The organism is Streptomyces sp. NPDC048142, from assembly GCF_043202835.1.
In the GTDB taxonomy this organism is placed as follows: Bacteria; Actinomycetota; Actinomycetes; order Streptomycetales; family Streptomycetaceae; genus Streptomyces.
The window spans coordinates 398,859-425,489 of the sequence record NZ_JBIDBC010000002.1; the positions used below are offsets into that span (position 1 = coordinate 398,859).

Sequence of the window (26,631 nt, forward strand, 5' to 3'; positions counted from 1 at the left end):
CGGTCAGCCGTGGATGTTGCCCGGGGCCAGCTGGGAGTTGGGCCCGAGGTTGTTGACCGCGGCCTGGGCGCAGGCGCGTGCGGTCGGGAAGGACTCGTAGTGGTTGAGGAGGCTCATGTACGTGCCGTCGGCGCGGCGCATGACGTGCAGCACCCTCCCGTCGATCTTGATCTCGACCGCCGGGGCGGGCGGGAAGCCCTGCTCGTGCGACGAGGCGGCGGCGGTACGGGCCAGGCCCGCGGTCCGGGTCGTGCCCGCGGTGCGGGTCGTGCCCGCGGCGGAGGCCCCGTGGGCGGCTCCGCCGCCGTGGTGGGCGTGGCCCTCCGGGACCGGCCTGCCCTCGATCCGGCGGCCCTTGTAGACCTCGTCGAACGGGACGGCCGGGTCCGTCTCCTCGGCTGCGGCCCGCACCCGGCGCTCCGGCGACGCGGAGGCGGTGGCCATGGCGGTGACGGCGGTGACGCCGGCGGCGGCGGTCGCCGCGATGGCGGCGTTCCGGAGCAGTGAACGGCGGGTCATGGTGCAGGTGTTGATGGTCCTCAGCCCTTCCGGCCGGTGCCGCTGACGGCGTTGACGATGTCCTGGGCGCGGTCGACGATCGAGGGCATGCCGGAGGTGAAGAACAAGGTGCCCCCGGCGACGTCCCCGATGGCGTACAGCCGCTGGTGGGGCCGAGCGTCGACGGTCGCCCGGGAGGTGGCCGGTTCGACGGCGATCCCGCCCGCCGGGTGGTACTCGGCGTGCTCCGCCTCCGTCAGGGACGCGAACACGGCACGGGCGGCCTCGGGGATGCGGTGGGCCGGTGCGGAGACGGCGTTGACGACCCGGTCGGCCTCCTCCGACCGGTCCGCGCCGAGCAGGAAGCCCCCGCCGTCACGTGGCTTGACGGTGTGCAGGCCCCGCTCGACGTGCAGCTGGCCCCGGTCGGCCATGTCCAGGAGGACGCGGGCGTTCTCCGGCGGCATCGGGCAGCACAGCGACATGATGCCCCGGTAGAGGTTCTCGCGGATGTAGTCCTGGAGCTCGGGGTGCAGGAGGGGGAAGGCGTCCGGGCCGGTCGTCGGCACGGCCTCCTGCATGACGCGCATGCCGGTGTCGGGGTGGTCGAGCTCCTGGTACTGGCGGCGCAGCCTGACCAGCGGGTCCTCGCGCTCGGCCGACATCAGCTCGTCCAGGGCGATGGCGGGGTCGGCGCCGTGGGCGCGCAGCTCTTCGGCCAGCAGGTCCGTCAGCTGCTCCAGGCCGATCGGGTGGCCGTCGGCGGCGATGTCGTGGATGCGGGCCGGGGTGAAGTGGCGGATCTCGGGGTGGACCGGGCGCTGCCGGATCGCGGGGAGGCATCCGTTGCGGGAGGCCATGACGACCGGTCCGGTGTGTCCGGCCCGGTACAGGGACACGACCGTGTCGACGGCGGCCAGGCCGGTGCCGATCACCGCGACCGCCGCGTCCGCGGGGATGGGGGCGAGGGTGTCGGCCAACGGGTAGGGGTCGGGGAGGAAGCCTTCCTCGCCGGTCAGCCCGTAGTGGTCGGCCGGGATTCCGGGTCCGACGGCGCAGATGACATGGCCGAACCGCCAGGTGTCCCCGCTGTCGTCGGTGACGTCGAGCAAGGAGTCCGCGTCCCGCACCCGGGTGACCCGGCGGTGGACGACGGTGACGGGCCTGCCGCGCAGTGACATGGAGGAGACGGCCTGCTCGGCGGTGTGCTCCAGGTAGGAGCCGAAGACATGGCGTGGCGGAAAGTGGCCGTCCTCGTCCCAGGGGCCGCCGCCGTAGGGGGATCCCGTGCGCTTCAGCCAGTCGGCGAACGCGCCGGGATCGCCGGCGGTGGCGGACATCTCCGCGGGGAGGATGTTGACCAGCACGGAGTCGGTGTCGTGCTGGTAGGCGCGGCCCCGCCACAGCCGGGAGCCGTCGGGTTCGAACACGACCACGCGGCCGTTGCCGGGTTCGGGCAGGCGGGCGAGACGGTCGAGTACCGCTACGGCCGCCGCACCGCCTCCGATGATGGCGATGTCGTCGGCCGTCCGCTCATCGGCCGTCCGCTCGTGGGACAGCTGATCGTCGGCTATCCGCTCGTGGGACATCTGATCGGTCATGTCGTTCATGGAGTGTGTGGTTTCCCTGGTCAGACGTTCTGGAGCACGCGGGCGTCTTCCGGGCGCCTGCGACGCCCCTTGACTACGGCGAGGAGCAGCAGGGCCAGGGCGACGACGGCCCACCCGGTCAGTACGGCGAGGGGGGAGCCGCTGCCCGTACCCGCGAAGGAGCCCTCGGCGCGGATGAACGATCCCGCCGCGCCGGGCGGCAGGAGCTGGCCGATGCTGCCGAGCCGTCCGGGCAGCAGGTCGGGGCCGGTGGCGATGCCGGAGAGGGGGTTGCCGATCAGGAACATGACGACGGCTCCAGCGGCGATTCCGCCCGGTCCCAGCAGGCCGCCGAGGCCGGTGATGAAGCCCGCCATGCCCAGTTCCAGCAGCAGGATCGCGGCGGCGTTGGTCAGGAAGGAGCCGGGCAGCACATCGGAGACGACGGTCAGCATCAGTGAGCTGAGAAGTCCCGAGAGGACGGCGAACGCGGCGACACCGGCGAGGCGCAGGCGGGCGTCGGGCACCTTGAGGACGAGGAGCAGGCCGATGATGACGGAGGTGACGATCAGGGGGAAGAACCCCATGGTCATGCCGGAGCCGTGCGGGTCGTTGCCGTTGGCGGGGACGACCTCCTCGACGAGCTCGGAGGTGCCTGTCAGCTCGGCCAGCAGCCCGGACAGCGCGGCGGACACGGCGGGGGAGGCGGCGGAGGCGACCTTGAGCCGCCAGCCGTGACCGGCGGCGTCGTCCTGGACGAAGGCGCCGTAGACCTCGCGGTCGCGCAGCAGCGATTCGGCCCGGCCCGCGCTGTCGACCCGACGGGTGTCGAAGTCGTCGCCGTGTGCCCCGAGGAGCGCGTCGAGCTGCTTGTACGGGCCGTTGTCGGCGACGACGGCGACGGGCACGCGGGTGGGCTCCGAGCGGGAGGCCGTCCAGGAGAACCAGCCGCCGACGACGAACTGCACGAGGGCGACGATGATGACGGCCTTGGCCATCTCGCGCTTGGCTGATGTGAGGTGTGCGCTCATGGCGTGTGCTCCGGGCTCATCGCTCGTCGAGCAGTTCGGGCTGCTCGGCGGTGATCTCGTCCCACATGACCTGGAAGCTGAAGCGGCCGAGCTGGTCGTCGCCGAATCCGTCGCGAGCGGCGAGGGCCTGCTGGGGGCTCATCGGCTTGGGGGTGCCCGCGGCGAGCGCGGCGAGCTGGACCTGGGCGCACGATTCGTAGGTGAAGAACCAGTGCACGGCCTCTTCGATGCTGCCGCCGACGGTGAGCAGCCCGTGGTACCGCAGGAGCAGGGCCCTCTTGTCGCCGAGCCGGCGGGCGATGTCCTCGCCGTGCTCGATCCTGATCGCGGGGCCGTCGTAGTCGCCGTAGAGGACCTGGTTCTCGTAGAAGGCGCAGGACTCCTGGTCGAGCGGCTCCAGAAGCCGGTCGAGGGAGCCGAGGGCCCGCGCGTGAACGGTGTGGCCGTGGGCGATGGCCTCGGCCTCGGGCCGCTCGTGGATCTTCGAGTGGATGGTGAAGGCGGAGGGGTTGACCTTCCCCTCGCCCTCGACCACGCGGCCGGTGGCATCCACGCAGATCAGGTCCTTCACCTTGGCCTGGTTGAAGGACAGGCCGAAGGGGTTCACCCAGAACCGGTCGTGGTGTTCGGGGTCGCGAACGGAGATGTGGCCGGATATCCCTTCGGCGAACCCCGCCTTCCCGAACAGCCGCATCGCGGCGGCCAGGCGCTGTTTGCGGTGGCGGCGCTCCTCCTCGGCCGAGGCGAACACGGCGTCGTCGGGAATGGGCAGTCCGGTCGCGGTGTCGGCCAGGAAGCCGGTCGGCGGGCTGTCTGTCACAGCGGTCCCTCTCGTAGTGCTGGGAATGCGGCGGGCGCCGTCGGTGCGGCGCCCAATACGCCAGTGAGCTTGGCCCGATCACGTGTCAACGGGGTTGGTAATTAGCGCATTTCGGACTTCGCGAACTTGCATTGCCGAAATGTGCAGCCAGCTGCACACATGAGAAGAGTGGCCGAAAATGCCTGGAAAGAGCTGGCAAAGTCCGGGCCCTGACGGGCATGGGGCCATCGGGGTTTCCGGAAAGACGTGTCCGGATCACGCCCCGGCAGCCGGGCGGTGCTGTCGGCCGTATTTCCGGTCCGGGGGCTCGCGGAGGAACGCGAATTCGGCATGGTGTGCGGGACCGGCGATACGCGCGCCGGTGCGCCCTGTTGTGACGAGCGGCGAGGACCCCGTCATTTTCCGGGCGACGGCTCAACGGCATTGGGTTCCGTCGAAAGGCGCAAATGTTCGGAGGGAAACCGATGGATGCTGATCGCCACCGGCTCCCCCCGTTACCTGATGCCCAAGGGCACCGATCTGGCCGGACGTACCCCTCTCCAGGACCTGGCCGCAGCCAGGTGATCACTGTGCTGCTTGGCCCCCGAAGCCTGGCGCATCCGTCGCTCCGGATGGCCTTGGGCGGGTACGTACGAGACCGGAGCCGAGGTCGGAGCCGGGGCCCGGAGCTGAGGTCGGAGCCGGGGCCCGGAGCCGTGGTCGGAGCCGGGGCCCGGGGCCGGGGCCGGAGCCGAGGCCGGGGCCGTGCGGGGGCCGGGAGGAGGGCGGCGGTGACGTAACCGCCGTTCTCGAACGTGGTGATCACCCACGATCCTCGGCGGGCGGCCGCTTCGGCCTGCGGGTGGCGGCCGGCAGGTGACGGGTGACGGGTGGCGCCCGTGACCAGGAGGGTGGCGGCGGGGCCGGCTCCGCGGAGAGGGCCGTGCCCCCGTCCGCGCCGGATTCACTCAGGCTGACGCCCGCACCGGCAGCCGGACGGCCAGCCGCCAGTGCCCCGTACCGTCCGGGCCGGACCGGAACTCACCGTGCAGCAGCCGGACGCGTTCGGCCAGTCCGGGCAGGCCGTGGCCGGATGTCGAGAAGGATCCCGGGTTCGGCCCGGTCCGTGCTCCGGTCCGGTTGACCACTGTGAGGTCAAGACCGTCCGTCCCGGCCGCCACCCGGACCTCGATGGGGCCGCCCGCCCCATGGCGCAGCGCGTTCGTCAGCCCCTCCTGGAGGATCCGGTACGCCGCGCGGGAGAGCGTCCCCTGTACTCGCGCCAGTTCACCCGACAGCTCCGGTTCCACCACCGCGCCCGTGTGCCGCAGGCGTTCCAGCAGCTCGGGAAGGTCGGCCAGGGTTCGGGTCGGTGCCGTTCCCGACTGTTCCTCGCGCAGTACGCCGAGTGCGTAGTCCAGGTCCTCCAGCGCGGCCCTCGTCGAGTCCTCGATGCTGCGCATGGTGGCCCGTGCCGCGGCCGGGTCGGTGGAGAGCAGCTCGCCGGCCACCGCCGCCTGGATGGTGGCCGCCGTCAGCGTGTGCCCGATCGAGTCGTGCAACTCGTGGGCTATCCGGTTGCGTTCGGCCAGCAGCCGTTCCCGCTCGGCAGCCAGCGCGAGCCGTTCGGCCGCCGAAGGGCCCAGCAGCCGGGGCGCCGACCACCGCAGGGTTTTCGTGACCAGTACGCAGATGGCGAGCGCCAGCAGGACGCACGCGACAGCCGCCACCCAGCTCCATCCGCCCGACACCCGGACCGACGTACCGAACAGGCTCGCCCGCACCTCGCCGCCGAGCCAGTTCATGGGCAGGGAGAGGCCCATGATGAACAGCACCCCGCTCGCCAGCGCCCCCGTCCACCCGACGGACACGTGCAGCACCAGCCAGAGCGGAGTCCGCCAGCGGTCGAGGCCGAGCGAACCGGTGGACGGGCGGCGACCGGCCATCGGGTTCGGCAGGGACACCCCCAGCAGCCGGCGGGCGGACACGATCAGCGCTCGCCGTACGGGGCGCGCCAGCCCGGCCACGCCGACCAGCGCCGCCCAGACCAGCAGCACGACGAGGATCTGCACGCTCTCGGGGGCGGATCGCCACGACAGCACGGGCAACAGGGCGAACGGCAGCAGCGGAAGGCTCGCCAACGCCCCGCAATAGGCGAACAGCACACCTGAGTACGTGGAGCCGCGCAGCAGCACCCGAATTCCCCTGTTCATGGTCGTCAGTATCACCGGGCGGCCCGCATACGGCCTCCCTCGATCGGGGGAGCGAATTCTCCTGCTTTCCCGCGATGCGGTCAAAGGGCCCTGGAAACAAGGATCGTGCCCCGACGAAACGATTTCCCAGGAGTTGACTCATGCGTGTTCATCAGATGAAGCAGAGCCTTCGTTCCTCGACCCGGCAGGGCAGTCGGCGACGAGCCTGGGCGGCCGCTGCCGCGGTGGCCGTCGGCGTCATGACCCTGGGCGCCCTCACCCTCACTCCGCCCTCCACCTCCGACTCCGGCTCCGCCGCCTCGCCCGACTCCGCCACCTCGGCCGATGCCGCCGCCAGGCCGGATGCCGTACAGCGGGCGCTGAACGCGCTGGTGCGCGACGACAAGATGCCCGCCGCGCTGGCGAGCGTGAAGGACCGGAAGGGCCGCGCCCGTACGTACACCGCGGGAGTCGGCGATCTGGCCACCGGCTCGAAGGTGCCCAGGGACGGCCAGGTGCGGATCGGCAGCAACACCAAGGCGTTCACGGCGGTTGTGGTGCTGCAGCTCGTCGGCGAGGGAAAGATCGACCTCGACGCCCACGTGGACACCTACCTGCCCGGCCTCGTCCGAGGGGAGGGCATCGACGGGCGCCGCATCACCGTCCGGCAACTCCTCCAGCACACCAGCGGCCTGCCCGAATACGGCATTCACCTCGACGACGACGAGATCAGGAACCGGTACTTCGAGCCCCGCGAGCTGCTTGACCTCGCCCTCAAGCACAAGGCCGACGCGGCTCCGGGGAAGACCTGGGGATACAGCAACACCAACTACGTCCTGGCCGGCCTGATCGTCCAGAAGGTCACCGGCCGCCCCCTCGCCGAGGAGATGGACCGGCGCATCATCAAGCGCATCGGGCTGCGCCACACGTACTTCCCCGCCACCGGCGAGATGACCATCCGGAAGCCGCACCCCCGGGGCTACCACCGCAGCCCGGCGGACGGACCGCTGCGCGACTTCACGAAGATGGACCCCTCCGCGGGCTGGGCCGCGGGCCAGTTGATCTCCACCAACTCCGACCTCAACCGCTTCTTCACCGCGCTCCTCGCCGGCCGCCTCCTCCCGGCGGCCCAGCTCGCCGAGATGCGTACGACCGTCCCCGCCGGGACCTCCGGCCTCCGCTACGGGCTGGGGCTCACCAGCAGGCCGCTGTCGTGCGGCGGCGTCTACTGGGGCCACGGCGGTGACATCGCGGGGTACGAGACGCGGGGCGGTGTCACCGACGACGGCCGCGCCGCCAATGTCGCGGTCACCAGCATCCCGACGGACAAGGAGGCCGCACAGCACGTGAACGACGCCGTGGACAAGGCCCTGTGCGGCTGAATCACGCAACCGGCAACGAGTAACCGGCAGCCAATAACCAACAACCGGCAACCGGCAACGAGTAACCGGCAGCCAATAACCAGTAACTGGTAACCGGCAACGAGTGACCGGCAGCCCCGAACGACGATCCAACGATTTCTCAGGAGTTGACTCATGCGTGGACAGAAGCGGCGAGTACGCCGCTCGACGGGCCGGCAGCACGGCACGCGGCGACAGGTCCTGCCCGCCGCAGCCGCGGTGGCCATCGGTGTCATGACGCTGGGGGCCCTGGCCCCGCCCACGGCCTCGGCCTCGGCCTCGGCCTCAGCCGATGCTGCCGCCGCCAGGCCGGACGCCGTACAGCGGGCCCTGAACGCGCTGGTGCGCGACGGCGGTACGCCCGCCGCGCTGGCGAGCGTGAAGGACCGGAACGGCCGCGCCCGTACGTACACCGCGGGAGTCGGTGACCTGATGACCGGCTCGAAGGTGCCCAGGGACGGCCAGGTACGGATAGGCAGTAACACCAAGACCTTCGTCGCGGTCGTCGTTCTCCAGCTCGTCGCGGAGCGCAGGGTAAGCCTGGACGACTTCGTGGACACCCACCTGCCCGGTCTCGTCCGAGGGGAGGGCATCGACGGGCGCCGCATCACCGTCCGCCAGCTCCTCCAGCACACCAGCGGACTTCCCGACTACAGCAACCGCCTCGGGGACGACGTCCGGTACTACGACCCCCGTGAACTGCTCGCCACGGCTCTCCGCCACCCGGCCGAATTCGCCCCCGGCAAGAGCTGGAAGTACAGCAACACCAACTACGTGCTCGCCGGCCTGATCGTCCAGAAGGTCACCGGCCGCCCCCTCGCCGACGAGATCGACCGGCGCGTCGTCAAACGCGCAGGGCTGCGCCACACCTACTTCCCCGCCCCGGGTGACGCGAGCATCCGAGAGCCTCACCCGCACGGCTACTACCAGGAGTCGGCGGAGACACCGCTGCGCGACATCACGGAGATGGACCCTTCCTGGGGCTGGGCGGCAGGCCAGATGATCTCCACCGGCTCCGACCTCAACCGCTTCCTCACCGCGCTCCTGACCGGCCGCCTCCTGCCCCCGGCCCAGCTCGCCCAGATGCGCTCCACCGTCCCGGCCGAGGCGACCTTCGGTCCGGGCGCCCGCTACGGTCTGGGACTCGTCAGCAGGCCGCTGCCGTGCGGCGGCCTGGCCTGGGGCCACGGCGGCAGTTTTCCGGGGTACGAGACCCGCGGCGGCGCCACCGACGACGGCCGCGCCGCCAACGTCGCGGTCACCATGCAACTCACCGGCGAGGCGGCCCGGAGAAGCCTGGAACGCGCGGTGGACACCGCCTTGTGCCGCTGAACCCCGCCGAGAACGTCTCATGCCTGGAGGCCCGAACCGACGTCGGCCGCAGGCACACGTCCGCGTCAGCACACCGCCGCCGCGCCACCAGCCCCCATCGGGCCGCCGCCGCGGCAGTTGCGACCAGGGCACGCGGAAGGCCCCGGCCGATTTCCCGGTCGGGGCCTGCTGCGCATTGCCCGGTGAGAGCAATGGCGGAGGACACGAGATGCGAACTCGTGGGTCCGACGGGGGCCGTACCCGTCCTGACCTGCGGCGGAGTGTTCTGATGATCGTTCTCTGGACGGCCCCGAACGGAGGCGAATGCAACCAGAACTGCAACCACAGGAGTCCGGCGCCTGATTACGCTCTACGCCAGGCGCCGAGCAGTTCCTCAGGGCCGTACGCCGCCCGGAGCCCGGAACAGGTGGTCCCGTTGCGCGAGACCGCCACGAGCGGTACCGGCTCGTCGGTGATCGCGGCCCGGTGCTTCTGCAGCGCGGCCAGGTCGTGGCTGTCGAACGCAGAGTTCTCCAGCCATTTGACCGAGCCGAGAAAGAGCAACTGCTTGGCCACCGGCTGCCGGTCGGTGCCTACCAAGTCGATTTCGATATCGTTGCTGCGGGTCCAGTAGCCGCCGATCGCCGGGGCGGCGGGCAGGAGTCCGTCCGGCAGGAGGCGGGCGAGGGATTCCCGGACGAGGGGCTCGATCGCGCGGCCTCGCCAGCTCGTCCACTGCTCCTTGATCCGGCTCAGCGTGAGATCCCCCCGCATACGCTCGATCTCCGCCATGTGCGGATCCAGAAACGCGAGCCAGAACCGGATGTAGGGGTCGGCCACGCGGTAGCGGCGTTCCTTCGACGGTCTCAGCGAGAGGGGCAGCTCGGCTGCCACCACCCGTTTCTCGGTCAGGACGTCAGTGGCTCGGGTGAGCGTGGTGTGGGCGATGCCGCCCGCGGCGCGAGCGATGTTGGTGAAGGTTCGCTCGCCGCTTCCGATGGCCCGTAGGACTTCTCTGCTCATCGCCTGCGGTGGAAACTCCGCGGCAAGCGACCGCTCGGCGGAGACCAGCAGAGCCGAGATCGGGTTGTCCAGCGAGTCCCGGAGGAACCCCCAGACATCGGCCCCGGGCCGCCACTCCGCGCAGATCAGCGGAAGACCGCCTGTGATGAGGGCGGCGTCGAATGCGGCAGCCGGCTCAAGACCGAGCATCTCGCCGATGTCGGCCGGGTTCAGCGGTCCCACGACCATTTCCCGGCCGCGCTGGTGGAAGGGCCGGTCGTAGCTGTTCAGCGCCTCCATCATCGACAGATCGGAGCCGACCAGGAGGAGAAGTACGGGTTTGCGGCTCAGGAGACGGTCCCATGCCCGCTGAAGCATGCCCTCGAAGGCGTCGATGCGGTCCATGAGGTACGGAACCTCGTCCACGACGACCACACTCGGGCTGTCGTCGGGAAGGATCTCCGCGAGCAGCCTGAACGCCGCATTCCACTGCTCTGGTGTCTCCTCCGAGAACAGTGCCCGCTCCGGCAGGGTGGATCTGGCGACGGTGTCGAGCAACTCTGTCAGCTCGTCCTCCGCCGTGCCGCCCGCCGCGGTGAAGAACAGGTACGGCACCTCGGTGCGTCGGAGGAATTCTTCGACGAGGCTGGACTTGCCGACTCGTCTCCGCCCGCGCATGAGGATGCACTGTCCCGGTTTTGCCGAGCCGACGGCATCGTGGACCGACCTCAGGGCGCTGCCGAGCACGTTCAGCTCGCGGTCCCGTCCGATAAAACGTCGCATTCAAGCCTCCCGCGAGCAATGGTATCGGCGAAGATACTATCGTTGTCGATACTATTTCTGCTCATTCAGATGCAGCGCTCATGACGCTGTGGATGCGGGAGAGTGTGAAGGCGCGCTCGGCGTCCCGCAGGTGGCACCAGGCTTCGAGGTAGGGCGGATCGAGGTCCAGGCGGCTGAGGGTGCGCAAGGGCCGGTTGCCTGAGGTGGCGACGTACTCGACGGTGATGGCCTGACCGGTGTCGATGGCGTGGGCGAGCTGGCGGATGTCGCTGTACTGCAGGAGCTTCGCCCACCCTGCGACGATTTCCTCGGTGTCCGTGGTGAAGGGCGCTTCTCCGTCGAGCGGTGCCGGTTCGGGAGTCGTGGCCGGGGCGGCCAGCAGCCGGATCGCCAACGTGCTCGGGTCAAGGGTGGCGGATGGCTTCGCCGTGCTCGCGGCAGCGATCCGGCCGCCACTCCTCGCCCCTGAGCTGCGCGAAGCCGGAACGGCAGCGGCGGCGCGGCGAGGGTCGTGTCGAGCGGGCTGCGGCTGATCAGCACGGTCGGTGCCAGCCGTCGTAGTCCGAGTTCGGCGAGCCTGCGGTGTGCGGCGAGTTCGGCCAGGAGTGCGGGCTCGTTGCCGTGGAGGACGCAGGCGGCGGGGCGATGCGTACACGCCCGTGGCCTCGTGCGGTGTCGGCGATCAGGTACGACAGCGGCTGTGGCAGCGGCCCGGCGGCGACAGCGGCGAGGTCGGCTGTGATGTCCTCGCAGGTGCGGCCGGTGTCCAGGGCCCGGCGGACGCTGCTGGCGCTGAACCGCCACACCGACTGGTCTCCCGGTCCGCGACGGATTCCAGGAGCGAGGCCAGCCGCGCGGACGGTGTGCCGGTGACGACGGCGGTGAGGCCGGCGCCGATCCGGGCCGTCGCGGTGGCCGGGGGCAGCAGCCGCCGGCACTCGACGTCCAGCCCCTCCGCGTCGCCGGTCCGCAGGTGGATGCCGATGGCGGACAGGGCGCCTCGCGCGAGTACGCCGAGGAGTTCGGCCTCGCGGATCACGGTGGCGAACGGTGGTCCGTCCGGCGACGAGTCGGCGAGGGGGCGGTACCAGGCGACCAGTGGCCCCAGATCCGACGCGATCCGCGCGCCTTGCCCCGCCGGGAGCCGCGCCGATGCGGCCAGCAGCCCGTGGCGGGCCTGCACACAGCCGTTGCAGGGCGGTGCGCCGACGAGTGCGGGGAGAGCCTTGTTGTCCTCGTCGCGCGCCTGGGTGGGGGCGAGCGGCAGGTTCCGCCAGGCCTGGGGCAGTACGGCGAACTGCTCAGGGGGTTCCTGTTCCGCCCAGGCGTCGTAAGCCTCGGTGGGGGCCACGCGATCGCCGTCCCGGGCCAGCAGCCCGGCGGCGTACGCGGTCTCCAGGGTGAGGCGTACGACGGCGTCGTCGGCCGACGCCTCGCGGTCCACGTCACGCGAGGTGATGGACACCAACCCCACGGAAGGCGGCGCGGGTTGGAACCGGGCGTGCCAGCGGGGCCCGCGCAACGCGAGCGCCACCTCGGCCGGCATACGTGCCGGGCCGTAGCGGTGACGGTCCTGGACCAGGAACCCCCGCTCCAGTGCCCATCGAGCGCCCGGTTCGAGATCGGATCCCGGACTCCCGAACATGATCAGCCGAGTGGGCCTCGCCGGCCCAGCCCCCGCTCGGCCTTCGAGTAGCTTCCGGGCCGCCGCAGGGGCCTTGGCGACCATGGAGAGGATCCGCTCCGGGCCGCTGTGGTGCTCCACCCGCGCGGCCAGCCGCTGCGCCTTGCTGCCCGGCGGCTTGACGTCCAGTGCAGCCAGCATTCCGCGCAGCTCGTCGGAGGTCATGCCCGCGAGCAGTTCCTCCACCCGGGCAATGGCGCCGCTTCGTCGGGGAGGGTACGCCCCGCCGTGCGCCTGACGTGCGTAGGCCGAGGCTGATCGGAAGGCGTTGTCACGTTGTTGGTGCGGCTGGTGAAGCGGTGTGTGAGGGAGCAATCCAGTGCCGGGGTCGTGTCGTTCAGGCGGTTGCCGACCGTCCGGTGACGGCCCTCTCAGAGGCGGAAGCGTTCGGCCATCTCGGTGCGGTAGCCACCGCCTGGGGCCGGTCGGACGAGACGAGAACGCTCCGAGCAACCCGCACCAAAGGTGGGTCAGTGGGTGGTGAGGAGCGCACATGCGCGGCGGCGGGGATCCAGGGCGCAACATCCACGCCGAGCGCCGAGCGCGGGAAGCGCAGGACGAGACGCAGAGGAGGTCCGGGCTCTCACTGGGTGCCCCGATCCAGCTGAGACTGCATACGTCGAAGGCCCCCGCAGCGCTTGCTGCGGGGGCCTTCGACGTATTGCCCGGTGAGAGCAATGGCGGAGGATACGAGATTCGAACTCGTGAGGGGTTGCCCCCAACACGCTTTCCAAATGTTCGTATGGGGGTCCGGCGGGGGCCGTGGGCGTCCTGACCTGCGGCGGAGCTGGTGATGGCGGCACCCGCGAACGACGTCGGACGGGGGCGAACGAGACCAGAACTGAGACCATCTGAGCGAAGGCCCCGTCGGTACGGTTACTCCTCCTGGAGACGGATTGCCAGCACAGTTCCGTCGGCACGGATGGACACCGCGCTCCACTGTTTCGCTGTGCTGCGGCCCGGCCACTGGTCTCGGCGCTCGTGTACTTCGCGTCGGTACTCGTTGACGCGCCCATGGTGGAGATGCGTGTACAGGCTCTTCTCGAGCCCGGAGAACGCCTCCACGCGGGTGCCGTTGAGGCGGTAGATGTGGTCGGTGCCGAGGAAGTCGATGTCGTGGATGCGGTGCTCCGCATCTCGCAGCCTGTCGGTGTTGGCGTGGACGTCGTGCTGGAAGTGGCGTCGCCCTTGCTCCTTGGTCAGGTACTGGGCGGTGGGTTTGCCGCCTCCGGTGAAGGCGGTCAGCGTGGCTGCTTCCGTCCGAGCCAGCACGATGTTGAACCAGGCGAAGGATTCGGGCAGTACCTGGAACCCGGGGACGATCGTGCGCTCTTGCTCGGCGTGCCGTACGACGTCGGCCACGCGGTTCTCCTGGTCCAGGGTGAGGTCCAGGTCGGCTTCTGATGTTTCTCCGGACGGGCGGAGGGTGGTCGTGCCCGGCGCCTCCAAGATGTGCACGGCAAGGCTCTCTGTGGTGGGGATCTCGGTTCCGATGAGCAGGTACGGGACCGTGCCGTACGGCCCGATGTGCACGGACTCAACGTGGGCGCTGGCCGTACCGAGCTGTTTCTGCACCTGGTGAACGCTGCTGTGGGTGCCCTTGGAGGAGAGGAGGAGGACCTTGGACGGCTGGCCTGGTTTCCAGGCTTCGACGAAGAAGTGGGGCCGTCGCTGTAGCGGCTCCGGGCGAGTGCCTGTACCGGTGCTGCGTAGGGTCCAGCCTGCCTTCAGAGTGATGTCCGCCGGGATGACGGAGACCGAGTGGTCGGGGTAGCGGGACCTGACCAGCTTCTCGGCCAAAAGTGAGGCGAAGCCGGTGCCGATTTCTCCTGACTGGGTGGCCTTGTAGAAACGTAGGAGATCGCGCCCTTCGGACGACAGTTGCAGGTAACGGCCGCGGTTGGCTTCCAGGGCCTGGCTGTAGCGCAGGCTGCCCCAGTGCTCGGCGAGTCCTCGCCCCGCGCCTTGGCGGGCTGAAGCGGCTCCGAGGCCGATGGCGTGGATGACCTGCCAGGGTGTGAGTGTCAGTGATCGCGGCGCTGCCCGGACGGCTTTGTAGTCGGTGCGTCGGCGAAGGGAGCCCTGCCCGTTCTCTATCCGCTTCTCGTCCTCGTCTGCCGCAGCCTTGGTTACCTGGGCGGCGAGCTCTGGGGATGAGCGGACCTGGACGTGGGAGGTGATGCTCAGCTCGTGGAGGATCTCGGCGACGGCTTTGGATTCGTCCTGGTTCACCGGCAGCCCTTCTGTCGATGTGCGCGGCGTGAGCTGGAGGACCGTAGGACGGGAGAGGGGAGCGCAATCAAGTGCGCACGAGGGGCGCAGGCCGGTATTCGGCCAGTCCCCTTCGAGGAACGTTCGAGCGGTGTGCGGTCCCGCACTCGCCAGCCGTCGGCGAGCGCGGCCACCAGGGCCATCCGGTCGTTAGCCGAAACGGCGGTCTAACGGCGCCGCTGTTGTCGGTGCCGGCCCAAAGGTAAGAGTGCCTGTTGGTGCTCTCATGTCGCCGAGTGCGAGGATCAGCCACGGTGGCGAGATCCTTATATTTTCTGCCGACCGAGGAGTCTCCTGGATACTCTCGATCGCACTGAAGTGATCAAGTCCCCCTCGGGAAATGGACCCGCAGAGTGACAGAGGCCAACCCCTTCGCGCCGCCATCAGGGCACGTGCACACCCCGGCGTGGTCATCCCTGGACGACCATCTGTGGCACTCGTGCGAGATCGTCGCGGATCTCCTTGCAGGCAGCCTGGCTCGCCGTCCGTTGATCGCCACGACAGCGAGAATCGAGCGTGACGACCGTGCTCTTGCTGTCGGCCCCGGTAAGCGTTCGACCTGGCGAGCCCCGGGGAACGGCCGGTACCAGCACAACAGTGTGGTCGCGGTCGGCAATCCCGCATTCGTCATCGGGAGTCTTCTGGGTTCCGCAGTCGGCAATTCCGCCAGGCGGCGCGAGGCGGCACGTGCCGCCCAACCGCGATGGATGGTCGATGGCCCGGGGGAAGTGACGATCACCCGTCAGAAGCTGCACTTTGCGAGCAGCGCGGGCGGACTTGACCTTGATTGGAAGGCCCTGAGCGCGATCGACCTCGTCTGGGTCGATGCGTTCCAGACAAGCTTCGTCAATACTCGCGGCCAGCAGGTCACGACGATGGTGCACACGCCATGGGCTTCCCTCGCTTTCGCTGTCGCCGCCATCACCGCTTTTCCCGCGCATCCCCGTCTGCTTAGCGGTGGATGGCTCCCCCCAGGGTTCGAGCAGAAATGTGCGAGCTTCGGTCGGCCGTGCCGCCCGGCCGCCACACTCGCGGCGACCCGGTGATCCAAGCCGGTTCTCGCCACGTATCGGTGTGGGCTTGCGCTTGGCTGGGAGTGTCCCCGGCGACGGGGGAGCTGCGGCAACTTTCGGCTTCGAGTCGGCTGCTACCGCATGCAGGCGGAAGGTGAAGTCTCCGATTCCGCCTCCCTGAGTGAATCCCCAGGGTTGGCGACGAGTAGGTCAAGTTCGAACGGATGCCCACGTTCGGAGTTGTGCGCTGGTCGCGGACGAAACTGGCCCGCCGAACACCTACCAGCAGCCTGTTCCCGCTGGACCCACGACCTTGCCGACCGCGCGAACGATCCGTTCACGAACCTCGTGTGCGGTCACGTGGGGGAGGGCCTGTTCCAGATGCTCGGTGGCGGCAGCGAACTGAACCGCTTGGTGGCGCAGGTGGGTGTCGAGGAAGGGTACGACGGCGCCCGTGGCGCTGCGCCGGGCCTCCCGTACGTACAGCACGGTAAGGGCGAACGCCCAGCACGCATGGAGCAATCCGAAGACGGGACGGTCGGTGCCTCGCCAGGGCGAGAAGAATGTGACGTCCGTGGGGAAGCGCACGTCGTGTGCTGCAAGGGCGTCGTTGAGCCAGTTGTGGGCGGCCTCGTGGATCAGGTCGCGGGCCAGGACCTCGGGGTGGGAGGTGTAGTCCGTGAAGACGGTGCTCGGGAGGCGGGTGAGGGCCCAGCTGTGGAGGGTCTCGTCGAGTTGGCGACGGTTGAGCAGGCAGATGACGGGGGCGTGCTGGGTGAGCAGGGTCCCGAAGCCGTGCTCGGTCGCTGAGGCGATGGCGGCACGAACGAGGCCAAGGGCCTCGGGTGTAGCGGGGTTGGTGTCAGGGTCCACGAGGTAGTACGCGGTTTCGGAGATCTCCGAGCGCAGCATGTCCGCAGGGCGTGGGCTGAGCACGATGTGCGGGTCGACCGACAAGTGGGTCAGATCTCGCACCGTCGTATTGCGGTACCAGGCAAGGCGGTCCGCGTCCCGGGCGCTTGCGGCGTGTTCGGCTCCTTCGAGCAGGTGGTGGGCGACGGCGTAGTCGAGGGGGGATGAGCCGAGGCGGTTGCCCAGTACGGAGGCGATACGGCTGGTCCGGAGGTGCTGGTGGCCAGCGATGCCGTCGAGGGTGACCAAGGCTTCCGGGAAGAGAGCGCTCATCTGGGGCTCCGGGGTGGAACGGGGCCGGACCGGTACGGGCCCGGCCCCGTGGCGGGTCAGGACTCGGTGGGGGGCTCAGCGGCGTCGTGCTGCACCGTGGTGGCCAGCCAGGTCTCGGTGGCCGCGTTGGAGGTGTGCGCGGTGGTGCGCACGGGGTCGCTGTCGCGCAGGGACGCGACTGCCTCCAGGAACTCGTCGAACGTCTTGTCTTCTGCCACTGCTCGCTCTCTCCTCTGGTTAGGGCGGTGGGTTGGGGGAGGGGTGGCTGCGGGGCGGGCCGCGGGGGCCGGTCATGGCGGGGAAGCCTCCTACTCGGAGACGAAAAGCGTGAGGAACTTGCGAACGCGGCCGGCGCGGACCGGTTCGGTGCCGTGGACGAGCTGACTGCCGAAGACCACGAGCGTGCCGGGAGCGGGTGCGACGCTCCATCGGGTGCGGGGCATGGTGCGGAACCAGGGGGAGGACATGTCCGTCCCTTCGCGTGCGAAGCACATTCCCTGGGCGTATCCCGATCCGATCGGCGCCTCGTCGGCGGTCCAGGCGGCGTCGCTGCCTGTGGTCTCCACGTAGAACGCGCCGCCGGTTTCGTGGATGTCTGTGAGCGTGACCGTCGCGGCGGCGATCTGGCGGGGACGGGTGAGAGGATCCGGAGCGATGCCATCGGCATGCGGGGTGATGTGCTGGCCGGGGCCGTATTCGAGGTAGATCCACGGCCGGTGGCCGGAGACTGACGGCAGGGTGCGCGTGATGACGGTCATGTGCAGCTTCAGGGCCTGGTCGAGGAGAGCGGTCGCCTTGGACGGGATGTCGGTCATCTCGATCCGGCCGGCTGGCTCGTAGACGTCCTGCGCCTCGGTGGGTGAGTGACCGGGTATCTCATGGATGGTGGTACGGCGGGCCGTGCCGTACCGGTTGCGCCCGAGAGAACCGAGTGTGTCGTCCATGACGAGGTTGAGTTGCTCGATCTCGTCCGGCTTGAGGAAGCCCTCCACAGTACGGATGGACAGCGTCTCGGCGATGTGGATCACTGGTCGCCTTCGCACGCGCAGGGGGTGGACGGTGGGGCGGAGACGGCTTCGGCCAGGGCCACCGTGAGTACGCGCACCGCCTGGGCGAGGTCCTCGAAGTACTCGGCCGACGTGGTGCCGGCAGCGGGAACGAGAGAGAGGTCGAGCGTCGGATACACCCGGCCGGTGGTGCGGCAGGCGAGTTCGCTGCGACCGAGGACCAGCGAACATGCGCCCGACAGGGAGGACTCGGCTCGGCTGGCGGCACGGCACAGGCGTGCGGCTGTGTGCGCGTACTCGGCGCGGTCGCGCGGCAGGATGCCGACCGATAGGAACCGGGGCTCGGCTCCAGGGAGGTCGACGTGGGCGTGGCCCTGGCAGCTGTCGTAGGTGACGGCGTTCCAGCCTGAGGTGAGCGAGTCGACGACCGGGCGGATGCCGGGCTCGATGCCCTCGTACCACTGGGGATGGTGGGGGTCGAGATCGTCTGCCTCGTGCACGCCGGGGAGGCCGACCGTGTTGATGTTGCCCTGGGGGCTGACCTGCAGGCGCGCGGGCGGGCGGGGCACCGTGGGATCGTCCCAGCGAGCCAGAAACACCGCGACGTGGTGCATGTCGTTGGGGTGGACAGGACGCCAGCGCAGCCTGGAGCAGGAGGCGTCGGGCGGGAGACCTGGCTGGGCGAGGAGGGCGGCGACGCCGTCGATCAGGCGCATGCGGTGGTCGCAGTACGCGTCTTCGTCGCCCGCGGCGGCGAAGCGGAGGCGGACCGCGGGGCAGCCCGCGCCACAGGTGTCGCGGTAGTCGCAGGTCGTGCACTTCGTGACCAGGGAGCGAGCCTGCTGAAGCAGGGGAGAGCCGCTCTGAGCGCCGGCTACGTCCGCCTCGGCGTGTACATCGCCGAGTGCGGCGAGGCCCGCCTGCGGCCAGGGCAGCTCGTCGCAGCTTCCCAGACGGTCATCGGGGTAGAGGGTGAGGACGTGGTCGCACTTCAAGTCGGAGAAGTGACAGGAACGGGTTTGTAGACCCCTCAGGCGGCGGATGACGGAGACGACGGGTTCCAGCTTGACGCGGCGGAACAGGCCGTCGGCGACCCAGTGGTGGGCGGCCTCCAACACGAAGTCGGCGTACTGACGAGGCGTGACGGCCCAGGCCGGGCCGGTGGGGCCGATGGCCCGGCGCTGGAGTGCCCGACTGGTCGGCGCGCGGGATCCGACCACCGTGGTCGAGCGGGTGACCGCCGCGTCGAAGCACGGCACAAGGCTGACCGTCGTCACGGCGGGAAAGGAGGCGAGGTGCTCCATGACCTCGGAGGCTCGGCCGAGGACGTACGGGGTGACGGCGCAGATGACGCCGACGCGGCGTTCCCGACGGCCGAGGAGCTTCAGGGCTTCGACCACTCGCGGGTAGGTAGGGCGGCCGTCGTAGCTCACTCGCCACGAGTTCCCCAGCGCGTCCCCGTCGAGGGAGATGCCGATCTCCAGCTCTGAGTAGTGCCGCTCGAACAGGTCCAGCCAGGCGTCGTCGAGCTGGAGGCCGTTGGTCTGGAGGCTCACGCGGATGACGTTCGGCTGTGCGGCGAGCGCGTCCAGGACCTCCGCGATCCTTCCCCGGCCGGCAGCCAGGGGCTCCCCGCCGTGGAGCTCGACGCTGAGCGGGCGCCCGGAGAAGATCGAACCGAGGCGGTGGACCTGTGCTGCGCTGATACGGGCGCCGCCCGGTGACTCCTTGCGCTTCTCGAAGCAGTACAGGCAGTCGATGTCGCAGGTCTCTCCCCGGAGCTTGAGGATGACGGAGACCGCCGTGTCCGGCCCGGTGCTCGACAACGGGGCGTAGAGACTCTCCAGGTCCGTGGGTGCGGTGCGGGCGACGGGCATCAGAGGACTCCCAAGGAGTAGAGGCGCGGTCTACGCGCCATCGGTGGAGACCGTGGACAGCCACCCGAGAAGCTGTCCGCCGGTGATGGGGATGTGGACGTCGCCACGGCGAAGGAACCATCCGTCGGCGTACCGCTGGGGCAGCCAGCCGGCGTCAGGGGCACCCATGCTGGGAGGCTTCTGCAGCGGGTCGTCGACGGGCCAGCAGTCCAGGAGCGCTCTGGTCACGCGTCGCTGAACCGGACGGAACCACTCCCACGTTTCCGGGCGGGCCGGGCCGAGCGGCGGATGGAGCGGAGCGCTGGCAAGCAGCGGCAGCCACTTGTCGCCCAGGACCGGGTGGCCCGCCGCCGCGCAGCCGAGCGCGGCGAGGCAGGTCTCCAGTTTCCGGCACACGACGTCGGCCGATTCGGCCAGGCCGTCCTCGACGAGGCCGGTCAGGTCCTCGGCGAGACTTGCCTCCACCTCTGCCTGGTCGGCGACCGCCCAGCGTCGGTAGCCCTGGTGCTCCTCGTAAGTGAGCACCGGATGCCAGCGTCCGGAACCGTACGAGAGAGCAGTGCGCAGACACATGAGGTCGTGCATCGAGGCGCGTACCCGACGGAACGATCGGAGATCGTCACGGTGGACGTCGAAGGAGCGGAGCAGGTGACGGAGTTCCTCCGCCCGCTGCGGCGCTGTTGCTTGGAGGTCGACACGGACGCCCTCCACGATGCGTGACTCCCACACGGGGAGAGCACCGTCCACGATGCCACGCAGGTCGATGTCGCTCGCCGCGTGGGCGAAGCCGCAGGCGAGGGCTCCCTCCAGCCAGACCTCGCGGGCCTCGCCGGACGCGAGCAGCGCCTGGGCGACTCTGTCGGCGATCTCCTGACGAAGCCGTGCCGATGAGTTCACCGGTTCCCTCCTTTGATCAGGATCTTGTCGTCAGCGGTGATCTCCCTGAGGAGATCGGTGGCCCACCGGTCGAGTGCGCCGCGCACGTCGGAGCGCTGGGCGCCGATGTGGGGCGAGGCCAAGAGGTTGAGCGGCGTCGTGGAGCCGGTGAGGAGCGGCAGATGCTCCCGTTCGACCGGGTCGAGTGCGAGGCCCGAGAGCCTCCCGTCCGCCAGTGCCCGCAGGCAGGCGGCGACGTCGAGGGTCTCCAGCCGTCCGGCGCAGATCAGCAGAGGCCGCTGCGGAGCGACGCGTGCGAGGAATTCCTCGCCGATGAGCTGTTCGGTCGTGGGGCGCAGCGGTAGAGCGATCACGTGTACCCGCGACTGCTCCATGAGCGCTGTCTGCGACAGTTCCCGCAAACCGGGAGGGTTCGACGGCCACGCGGCGAAGGCCGTGCGGCCCACGTAGGGGGCGAGGGCCCAGTCGGCGGCCAGCCCCACCGGACCCGCGCCCCAGATACCTGCGGCCAGTGTGCCGAGCGACGCGCCCATACACGCCTGCTTCTCGTGCCGGCCGAGAAGCAGCGCGTGCTGCCCCAAGGGGATCCGTCGGGCCAGGGCGAGGGCAGCGGCCAAGACCCACTCGCCCACGGCGCCCGCGCCGGCCTCGGCGTTGCGGTGCAGCGTGATCCCACGGTGCTGGAGGGCGTTCACGTCGATGTGGTCGATGCCGGAGCCCGTCCGTACGACGTGGCACAGACGAGGGAGCGCGTCGAGCTCCCGCTCGCCGAGACGGACGCCGGAACGTAGGACGACCACGGTTGCGTCGTCGGGCAGAGGCGAATTGAGGTCCGGCAACTCGTGTACGAGGACATCAGGCAGGGCTCGGCGGATCGCGCTCGCGTCCGCCGCACCGCGCAGCACCAGGACAGCGCTCATCCGAGGGACTCCGGCTTCTCGTACCGGCCGAAGGCGAGATCACCCTCGCCGAAGACGACGGTTACGGGCGAAGGCGCGCCGAAGTACGCGTCGCAGGCGCGCTTCACCCCAGGAAGCCCGTCCCAGGCACGCGGATTGACCGCCGTATCCGCGTAGTCGTCGACGAGCAACACGCCCGTCGGCACCAGACGGGTGACACAGTGCGTGAGTCCCGTGACGGTCGAGTCGTAGAAGTCGCCGTCCAGGTAGGCGAAGGCGATCTCGTCGGGAAGCTCTCCGGGAAGGGTCTCGTCGAACCATCCCGAGTGGATGACCGGCGCCGGTCTGCCCCAGGCCGCGTGCGTCGCGCGCACGTCGTCTGGTGACGACCGCAGCTCGCCTGCCGCCAGATGGTCCGAGTCCTCGGCGCCAGGCGCGGGCATGCCCTGGAAGGAGTCGTAGACGTGGATCTCGCGGTCGCGGTCGCCCAGCGAGTCGAGCACGCTACGGATCCAGAGGGCCATCGCGCCCCTGTAGCAGCCGAGCTCCACCACGGCGCCCGGCAGACCGTGGGCGGTCAAGCCAGCGAGCTCGTCGGCGATCACGTGGAGCCGGTCGGCACAGACCGTCCCGGAGTGCTCCCGCAGCAGCCACACCCGCAGATCCTTCAGCGACGGATCCATGAAGGTCACCACCTGTCCACGAAGGGGTCGGCGAGCTCCCCGTTCAACGCCGCCGACAGCGGGCGGTTGATCCGGGGCAGCAAGTACACGTCGCCGAGACGTTCCAGCGGAACCCACTCGAAGCCCACCTGGATGGGGTCCGGCGGTTCCGGCATGCGCGGCTCGGCGTCGTCCACCTGCTCGGCGAGGAAGTTGAACTGAACCTTCTGCACGTCCCCGAACTCGCCCTGCCACGACTCGGGGACATACTCGACGACGCACAGCAGACGCCGGGCCACGACCTGGAGGCCGGTCTCCTGCGCGACCTTCCGCCTCACGGCCTGGCGCAGGTCCTCGCCGACCCGGGCCTTGCCGCCGGGAAGGTTGTAGTGGAACCCGGCCTCGTCGTCGTACGACAGCAACAGGATGGCGCCGTCGCGCACGATCGCCGCCTTCACGGACACGCTGATCCGTGGCAGTTCGGCTGTCAGAGGCACGACAGTGCCTCCGGTTCGCCGACGCGCATCAGGTCGCCGACCTCCGCCAGGGACCCCGCGACGGTGGAGCGGAAGCTCCCTCCGCGCCGGAACTGACGGGCGGCGGTGCGCATACCCGCGAGGGCGGCACGGCTGAGCTGGTTCGCGTAGATGCAGAGGCTGAAGCCGACCTCGCCGAGTTCGGAGGTGCTCAGGTCGGGGAACGCCGTGGGCACGCTGACGAGCGGTACGCCGTGGTTCCACGCACGTCCGATGGCCCGCGCCTGATCACCGGTCGCGTCCTTGGAGTGGATGAGTACCGCCTCCGCTCCGGCCTCGGCGTACGTCTCGGCGCGGGCGATCGCCGTGGCCATGTCCTCGCCGGCGATCAGGGCCTCGGTGCGGGCCACGACCAGGAGGCCGTCACCGGCGACCTTCCGTATGCGCCCCACTTGCTCGCACAGCAGGTCCCGGTCGGCGAGGCTCTGGGTCCGGTGGGCCGCGAAGCTGTTGCACTTCGGGTACGCGCTGTCCTCGACACACACCGCCGCGGCTCCGGCGCGCATGAGGTCGTACGCGAACCGCTCCGCCGTGCGCACCGAACCGCCTGCGTTGTCGATGTCCACGATGACGGGCAGATCGGTGACACGGCCGAGCGAGGCGACCACGTCGGACAGGTCCCGGGGACCCAGAACGTTGGCGTCAGGCAGCCCGGAGGCCGCCGACACCTCCAGACCGCTCACCCACAGGGCGTCGAAGCCCGCCTCCGCCGCGACGTGCGCGGCGAGCGCGTTCACCGCACCGATCCCAAGGAGAGGCTGCTTCCGCTCGCTGTCGTCGAGGGCCTCACGCAGATGCATCGCCTTCGTGCCGTTAGCCATGAGTTTCTCCTCGTTCCGTACGGGCGGCGAGCGACGGCACCAGCTGCCGTTCGCGCAGTACGTCCCAGGCTGCGAGCAGCACCTCGGACCGGGGTCGGCGGGCGTCCAAGCGGACCACGTCGCCGAGGAGCGGGAACTCGTCGGGCTTCGTGACCACGGCCTCGTAGGTCTCGCGAACCCGGCTCTGGACGTCGTGCACATCCCAGTCGGCCCGGACGGCGTCACCCTGGCGGGCCTGCGCCCGGCTCATCGAGGCGTCGGTCTCCAGGTCCAGGACGAGCGTGAGATCCGGGGCCGCGGTGAGCTGCGAGGCCAGCGCCTCGTACGTCTCCGACATTCTCATGTCGTGCTTCACGGCGAAGAAGGCCAGCTCGCTGAGGAGCCAGCGATCCGCGATCACGGGCCGGGCCGGCCGCTGGGGGAGCACGAGGCGATCCAGCGTGGCCCGCTTGTCCGCCGCGATCGCGGACAGGTAGGCGTCACGGTTCCCGGCGTTCGGCTGGTACTTCACGGTGACGATTGCGGCGGCCTGGTCGGCGGCGAGGAAGTTGGTGGTGAGCATGCACAGCGGGGTGACGCCGTAGAGCCCCTCCCAGAGACGGAACAGGCCCTTGCGCAGCGTCGTCTTGCCGGTGCCGTCGAGCCCCTCGATGACGATGAACGGAAAGCGGTGGTTCATTCGACCTGCCCAGCTCCCGTGCCGCCGGCGTATTTGGTGAAGCGACCTCGCCAGCGGGCCGTGGTGGACACCAGGTCCACCAGCCGCAGCTCCGCCAACTCGTCGACCAGTCGGGGCAGCTCGGGCTCGGCGCAGATGCCGGCCTCGATGGCCTGGCAGTACGCGGCGCGGAGGTCCGGGTCGTCGTCGGAGCTACGCAGCGCAGCCTCCAGCACTCGCGTGGCCATGCCGTGGGCCACGACGCCCACCGCGGTGCCCAGGGCCTGCTCATGGAGCGGGCTCGGGTGCGGCTCCAGCGTGACGTGGTGTACCCCGCGGTGGCGGATGACCGTGAAGAAGCCCACCCACCACGTGGCGGCGGCGCTGACGGCGGTCACGGCGTCGGACCAGGCCGCCCCGGACTGCTCCGCGAGGATGCTCTGGGCAGCGGTGTCGGCGGCGCGGTGAAGCGCCCCACGCCGGTTCCGCGACTCCGCTCCATGCCGCTGGGGCAGCTCCCACCAGAAGCCGAGCCCGGCGTCCTCCAGCAGCGCCATCGCGGCCCCGTCGCCTGCCGGCAGCGGGGCCGGGCGCTGGGCCAGAACGGAGACATCGGCGCCCGGCACGTCCGGCAGCGCATTCTCCTCGGCGACGGCCGCCTGCCATTCGTGGAGATGGAGATGGAGCCGCTGGGTCAGCAGCCCGTCCGCCAGCGTCTGCCAGGCGTGAGCCAGCGGCGGCGAGCCGGGAGGCCGGGGCGGCAGGGTCAAGGAGGTCACAGGTCGGATCCTCACGTCCGGGGAGTCGCGGTACGCGGCTCCGGTCGGTGGTGCTCCACCACGATGGCCGCCACGAAGGCCCACGCCTATGAGTGTTTATGAGCCCCACCCCGGAACGTGTCCGGGCGGTCGCAGAGCGAGAGAGAATGCCGACCATGGTCGACAGCGGACAGCGGCGGTGTACGCGCTGCGGTGCCCTTCTCAGTCGCTTCAACGCCGGTACACGTTGCGCCTCGTGCCAGGACGGGCCGGCCGCCCGACGGGCCGACCCTGCCTTCTGGCGTGATCCGACGGTCCGGCGAGCCGTGGCCGCATGGGAACTCGGCACCGTCGTAAAGCTGTTCAGGAAGCACACGGGCCTCTCCCAGGCCGGCGTAGCGCGGATGGTCAGCATCGACCAGGCCGAGGTCAGCAGACTGGAACGCGGGCTCAAGCAGATCCGCGACCGACGGCAGTTCGTCCAGTGGACCGATGCGCTGGGCGTCCCGGAGGAACTGCTCGGGCTCCTGCCCACGGCCGATCCGCACATCCCGGACTTCACAGGCCGACCGGGAACGGCGGGCACCGGAGCCCGTGGGTACGCGGCGTTGCCCGAAGGGACAGGACAGCTTCTGTTACCCGCCGGGCGGTCCGTTTCGACGACGGCGCTTCCCGTGCTGACCCTTCCGGCGGCCTCCTTCCTCGGGGACAGCCTGAGACTCGACTCCCGCCCGGAGTTGGATGCCTGGCGCACCATGCCGATGCGCGCGCTCGTCGTCGCGAACCGCATCGTGGACGGGGCGGTCCGGCAGTTCGTCGCCGACGCCCGGCCGAGCGGCGTACACGCCACAGCCTCCGACCCGGTCGACATCCCCGCCGCGTACGAACTGGACGACCTGACTTACGGCATCCTGTGGGCCGTGTCGGGATTCGAGGCAGCACTGCTCGGCGACGATCAGACTCTGCACACCTCGCTGGCTTCGCTCACCGCTTCCCCAGGCTCGCCGCTCGCTGCCGACCACGGCCTGACCGAAGTCTCCCGGATGCTGATCGGCTCGGAGACCGCAGCCCGGTACATCCTGGGCCACCGCGACCACATGGGCGACGCACCCGTCTTCTGGACCAGGGAACAGCGCGGTGAAGAGGCCGCCACGTGGCTGTTCTTCCAGCACAAGTACCGGTACCTCGAACGAATGGCACCCCGGCGTCCGGGCGGTTCGAGCGGCCGGGGGTTCTGCGTCCCCGAGACGGCGGTCGCCTCCTCGCCGGCGTACGAGCGCGTTCTGCTCTTCCTCGCCATCGCGCTCATGGAGTCTTTCGGCATCCGCACCTGGGTGACCGACGACGGAGGCTTCGCGCACACCGACGGCTTCGCCCTCTCGCACGGGCACCGCGCCATCATCGCCTCATGGGTACGGACCGATGGGGCGTCCCACCTCGCGGTCACCGCGCGGCCGGGAGCCCTGCGGGCGTTCGCCGACGTAACCGGCCACGTCAGCCAGCACTCGGCCACAGCGGCTGAGCGGGCCGGACAGCGCCTCGCTGCAACGGCGGAGTACCTCGGCCTCGACGCCTCCTGGCTCGGTCGCCGGTGCGCACAGTTGTCGGCCGTCGGAACGGAGCGGCTCGCCCGGCCGCGCAGTCGGTTGCTCGGCCTCGAAGGGCTGGAAGCCGCCTGCAGGTTCGTGGCCGAGCAGTTGGTGATCATTCCGCGTCCCGGACGGCGCTGACCCGATAGTTTGTGTGAACCACTCGTGA

General features: G+C 70.0%; 25 protein-coding genes. 4 read left to right on the forward strand and 21 right to left on the reverse strand.

Annotated elements, in window-relative coordinates; all coding sequences use genetic code 11:
• Nucleotides 1-3: 3 nt before the first annotated feature.
• From ACGF2Y_RS04415 to ACGF2Y_RS04435, 5 genes are all read right to left on the reverse strand, one after another.
• A complete protein-coding gene (locus tag ACGF2Y_RS04415; protein WP_392943186.1) occupies nucleotides 4-519 on the reverse strand; it encodes a tyrosinase family oxidase copper chaperone in 516 nt (171 codons plus the stop codon).
• Between the two features lie 20 nt (nucleotides 520-539).
• Nucleotides 540-2,108, reverse strand: a complete 1,569-nt coding sequence (locus ACGF2Y_RS04420; RefSeq protein ID WP_392943188.1) for an FAD/NAD(P)-binding protein — start codon at nucleotides 2,106-2,108, stop codon at nucleotides 540-542.
• Nucleotides 2,109-2,128: 20 nt separating this feature from the next.
• Nucleotides 2,129-3,118, reverse strand: coding sequence for a hypothetical protein (locus ACGF2Y_RS04425; RefSeq protein ID WP_392943190.1), 990 nt, complete (start codon nucleotides 3,116-3,118; stop codon nucleotides 2,129-2,131).
• A gap of 16 nt (nucleotides 3,119-3,134) precedes the next feature.
• Nucleotides 3,135-3,938: a class II aldolase/adducin family protein gene (locus tag ACGF2Y_RS04430; protein WP_392943192.1), complete on the reverse strand. Its 804-nt coding sequence runs from the start codon at nucleotides 3,936-3,938 to the stop codon at nucleotides 3,135-3,137.
• Between the two features lie 947 nt (nucleotides 3,939-4,885).
• Nucleotides 4,886-6,130, reverse strand: coding sequence for a sensor histidine kinase (locus tag ACGF2Y_RS04435; RefSeq protein ID WP_392943194.1), 1,245 nt, complete (start codon nucleotides 6,128-6,130; stop codon nucleotides 4,886-4,888).
• 155 nt (nucleotides 6,131-6,285) lie between these two features.
• Between ACGF2Y_RS04435 and ACGF2Y_RS04440 the strand changes: the two genes are divergently transcribed.
• Entirely contained in the window at nucleotides 6,286-7,491 is a 1,206-nt protein-coding gene (locus tag ACGF2Y_RS04440; protein ID WP_392943300.1) for a serine hydrolase domain-containing protein, read from the forward strand.
• A 153-nt stretch (nucleotides 7,492-7,644) separates the two neighbouring features.
• On the forward strand, nucleotides 7,645-8,841 hold the full coding sequence (locus tag ACGF2Y_RS04445) for a serine hydrolase domain-containing protein (RefSeq protein ID WP_392943195.1): 1,197 nt from the start codon (nucleotides 7,645-7,647) through the stop codon (nucleotides 8,839-8,841).
• Between the two features lie 342 nt (nucleotides 8,842-9,183).
• Here ACGF2Y_RS04445 and ACGF2Y_RS04450 read toward each other — a convergent pair whose 3' ends face one another.
• The 5 genes from ACGF2Y_RS04450 to ACGF2Y_RS04470 form a co-directional block, all read right to left on the reverse strand.
• The gene (locus tag ACGF2Y_RS04450) at nucleotides 9,184-10,605 is read right to left on the reverse strand and encodes an ATP-binding protein (protein WP_392943197.1); all 1,422 of its coding nucleotides are present in this window, start codon (nucleotides 10,603-10,605) and stop codon (nucleotides 9,184-9,186) included.
• 61 nt (nucleotides 10,606-10,666) lie between these two features.
• Complete coding sequence (locus tag ACGF2Y_RS04455; RefSeq protein WP_392943198.1) at nucleotides 10,667-10,999, reverse strand: WYL domain-containing protein; 333 nt, start codon at nucleotides 10,997-10,999, stop codon at nucleotides 10,667-10,669.
• 139 nt (nucleotides 11,000-11,138) lie between these two features.
• Nucleotides 11,139-11,375 carry a helicase-associated domain-containing protein gene (locus ACGF2Y_RS04460; protein WP_392943301.1) on the reverse strand — a complete coding sequence of 79 codons (237 nt, stop codon included), beginning with the start codon at nucleotides 11,373-11,375 and terminating at the stop codon, nucleotides 11,139-11,141.
• Nucleotides 11,288-12,454: a hypothetical protein gene (locus ACGF2Y_RS04465; protein WP_392943200.1), complete on the reverse strand. Its 1,167-nt coding sequence runs from the start codon at nucleotides 12,452-12,454 to the stop codon at nucleotides 11,288-11,290. The genes ACGF2Y_RS04460 and ACGF2Y_RS04465 overlap by 88 nt, the downstream gene beginning before the upstream one ends.
• A 711-nt stretch (nucleotides 12,455-13,165) precedes the next feature.
• Nucleotides 13,166-14,521: a hypothetical protein gene (locus ACGF2Y_RS04470; RefSeq protein WP_392943202.1), complete on the reverse strand. Its 1,356-nt coding sequence runs from the start codon at nucleotides 14,519-14,521 to the stop codon at nucleotides 13,166-13,168.
• Nucleotides 14,522-14,913: 392 nt separating this feature from the next.
• On the opposite strand from ACGF2Y_RS04470, the gene ACGF2Y_RS04475 reads away from it, so the two are divergent.
• Nucleotides 14,914-15,606, forward strand: coding sequence for a hypothetical protein (locus ACGF2Y_RS04475; RefSeq protein ID WP_392943204.1), 693 nt, complete (start codon nucleotides 14,914-14,916; stop codon nucleotides 15,604-15,606).
• A 246-nt stretch (nucleotides 15,607-15,852) separates the two neighbouring features.
• Here ACGF2Y_RS04475 and ACGF2Y_RS04480 read toward each other — a convergent pair whose 3' ends face one another.
• The 11 genes from ACGF2Y_RS04480 to ACGF2Y_RS04530 all read right to left on the reverse strand — a co-directional run bounded on the left by ACGF2Y_RS04480 (nucleotide 15,853) and on the right by ACGF2Y_RS04530 (nucleotide 24,894).
• Nucleotides 15,853-16,758, reverse strand: a complete 906-nt coding sequence (locus ACGF2Y_RS04480; RefSeq protein ID WP_392943205.1) for an aKG-HExxH-type peptide beta-hydroxylase — start codon at nucleotides 16,756-16,758, stop codon at nucleotides 15,853-15,855.
• Between the two features lie 56 nt (nucleotides 16,759-16,814).
• Nucleotides 16,815-16,976 (reverse strand): hypothetical protein, encoded by a 162-nt coding sequence (locus tag ACGF2Y_RS04485; protein ID WP_392943207.1) that lies wholly within the window; start codon nucleotides 16,974-16,976, stop codon nucleotides 16,815-16,817.
• Nucleotides 16,977-17,066: 90 nt separating this feature from the next.
• Entirely contained in the window at nucleotides 17,067-17,786 is a 720-nt protein-coding gene (locus ACGF2Y_RS04490) for a 2OG-Fe(II) oxygenase (protein ID WP_392943209.1), read from the reverse strand.
• Nucleotides 17,783-19,642: a radical SAM protein gene (locus ACGF2Y_RS04495; RefSeq protein ID WP_392943211.1), complete on the reverse strand. Its 1,860-nt coding sequence runs from the start codon at nucleotides 19,640-19,642 to the stop codon at nucleotides 17,783-17,785. Before ACGF2Y_RS04495 ends, ACGF2Y_RS04490 begins: the two co-directional genes overlap by 4 nt.
• Nucleotides 19,643-19,672: 30 nt before the next feature.
• Nucleotides 19,673-20,539 carry a hypothetical protein gene (locus ACGF2Y_RS04500; RefSeq protein WP_392943213.1) on the reverse strand — a complete coding sequence of 289 codons (867 nt, stop codon included), beginning with the start codon at nucleotides 20,537-20,539 and terminating at the stop codon, nucleotides 19,673-19,675.
• A complete protein-coding gene (locus ACGF2Y_RS04505) occupies nucleotides 20,536-21,459 on the reverse strand; it encodes an NAD(P)-dependent oxidoreductase (RefSeq protein WP_392943215.1) in 924 nt (307 codons plus the stop codon). The genes ACGF2Y_RS04500 and ACGF2Y_RS04505 overlap by 4 nt, the downstream gene beginning before the upstream one ends.
• Nucleotides 21,456-22,121, reverse strand: a complete 666-nt coding sequence (locus tag ACGF2Y_RS04510) for a TylF/MycF/NovP-related O-methyltransferase (RefSeq protein ID WP_392943217.1) — start codon at nucleotides 22,119-22,121, stop codon at nucleotides 21,456-21,458. The genes ACGF2Y_RS04505 and ACGF2Y_RS04510 overlap by 4 nt, the downstream gene beginning before the upstream one ends.
• Before the next feature lie 5 nt (nucleotides 22,122-22,126).
• The gene (locus tag ACGF2Y_RS04515) at nucleotides 22,127-22,597 is read right to left on the reverse strand and encodes an NUDIX domain-containing protein (protein ID WP_392943219.1); all 471 of its coding nucleotides are present in this window, start codon (nucleotides 22,595-22,597) and stop codon (nucleotides 22,127-22,129) included.
• The gene (locus tag ACGF2Y_RS04520) at nucleotides 22,588-23,457 is read right to left on the reverse strand and encodes an isocitrate lyase/phosphoenolpyruvate mutase family protein (RefSeq protein WP_392943221.1); all 870 of its coding nucleotides are present in this window, start codon (nucleotides 23,455-23,457) and stop codon (nucleotides 22,588-22,590) included. The genes ACGF2Y_RS04515 and ACGF2Y_RS04520 overlap by 10 nt, the downstream gene beginning before the upstream one ends.
• Complete coding sequence (locus ACGF2Y_RS04525) at nucleotides 23,450-24,136, reverse strand: dTMP kinase (protein ID WP_392943223.1); 687 nt, start codon at nucleotides 24,134-24,136, stop codon at nucleotides 23,450-23,452. The genes ACGF2Y_RS04520 and ACGF2Y_RS04525 overlap by 8 nt, the downstream gene beginning before the upstream one ends.
• Nucleotides 24,133-24,894 carry a hypothetical protein gene (locus ACGF2Y_RS04530; protein ID WP_392943225.1) on the reverse strand — a complete coding sequence of 254 codons (762 nt, stop codon included), beginning with the start codon at nucleotides 24,892-24,894 and terminating at the stop codon, nucleotides 24,133-24,135. Before ACGF2Y_RS04530 ends, ACGF2Y_RS04525 begins: the two co-directional genes overlap by 4 nt.
• A 305-nt stretch (nucleotides 24,895-25,199) precedes the next feature.
• Between ACGF2Y_RS04530 and ACGF2Y_RS04535 the strand changes: the two genes are divergently transcribed.
• Complete coding sequence (locus ACGF2Y_RS04535; protein WP_358375613.1) at nucleotides 25,200-26,603, forward strand: helix-turn-helix transcriptional regulator; 1,404 nt, start codon at nucleotides 25,200-25,202, stop codon at nucleotides 26,601-26,603.
• The last annotated feature ends 28 nt before the right edge of the window (nucleotides 26,604-26,631 follow it).

Bases quoted from the DNA above. Each gene is read 5' to 3' on its own strand.
- ACGF2Y_RS04415 (WP_392943186.1), bottom strand. From the start codon at position 519: ATGACCCGCCGTTCACTGCTCCGGAACGCCGCCATCGCGGCGACCGCC.
- ACGF2Y_RS04420 (WP_392943188.1), bottom strand. From the start codon at position 2,108: ATGAACGACATGACCGATCAGATGTCCCACGAGCGGATAGCCGACGAT.
- ACGF2Y_RS04425 (WP_392943190.1), bottom strand. From the start codon at position 3,118: ATGAGCGCACACCTCACATCAGCCAAGCGCGAGATGGCCAAGGCCGTC.
- ACGF2Y_RS04435 (WP_392943194.1), bottom strand. From the start codon at position 6,130: ATGAACAGGGGAATTCGGGTGCTGCTGCGCGGCTCCACGTACTCAGGT.
- ACGF2Y_RS04440 (WP_392943300.1), top strand. From the start codon at position 6,286: ATGAAGCAGAGCCTTCGTTCCTCGACCCGGCAGGGCAGTCGGCGACGA.
- ACGF2Y_RS04445 (WP_392943195.1), top strand. From the start codon at position 7,645: ATGCGTGGACAGAAGCGGCGAGTACGCCGCTCGACGGGCCGGCAGCAC.
- ACGF2Y_RS04450 (WP_392943197.1), bottom strand. From the start codon at position 10,605: ATGCGACGTTTTATCGGACGGGACCGCGAGCTGAACGTGCTCGGCAGC.
- ACGF2Y_RS04465 (WP_392943200.1), bottom strand. From the start codon at position 12,454: ATGACCTCCGACGAGCTGCGCGGAATGCTGGCTGCACTGGACGTCAAG.
- ACGF2Y_RS04480 (WP_392943205.1), bottom strand. From the start codon at position 16,758: ATGAGCGCTCTCTTCCCGGAAGCCTTGGTCACCCTCGACGGCATCGCT.
- ACGF2Y_RS04495 (WP_392943211.1), bottom strand. From the start codon at position 19,642: ATGCCCGTCGCCCGCACCGCACCCACGGACCTGGAGAGTCTCTACGCC.
- ACGF2Y_RS04505 (WP_392943215.1), bottom strand. From the start codon at position 21,459: ATGAGCGCTGTCCTGGTGCTGCGCGGTGCGGCGGACGCGAGCGCGATC.
- ACGF2Y_RS04510 (WP_392943217.1), bottom strand. From the start codon at position 22,121: ATGGATCCGTCGCTGAAGGATCTGCGGGTGTGGCTGCTGCGGGAGCAC.
- ACGF2Y_RS04520 (WP_392943221.1), bottom strand. From the start codon at position 23,457: ATGGCTAACGGCACGAAGGCGATGCATCTGCGTGAGGCCCTCGACGAC.
- ACGF2Y_RS04525 (WP_392943223.1), bottom strand. From the start codon at position 24,136: ATGAACCACCGCTTTCCGTTCATCGTCATCGAGGGGCTCGACGGCACC.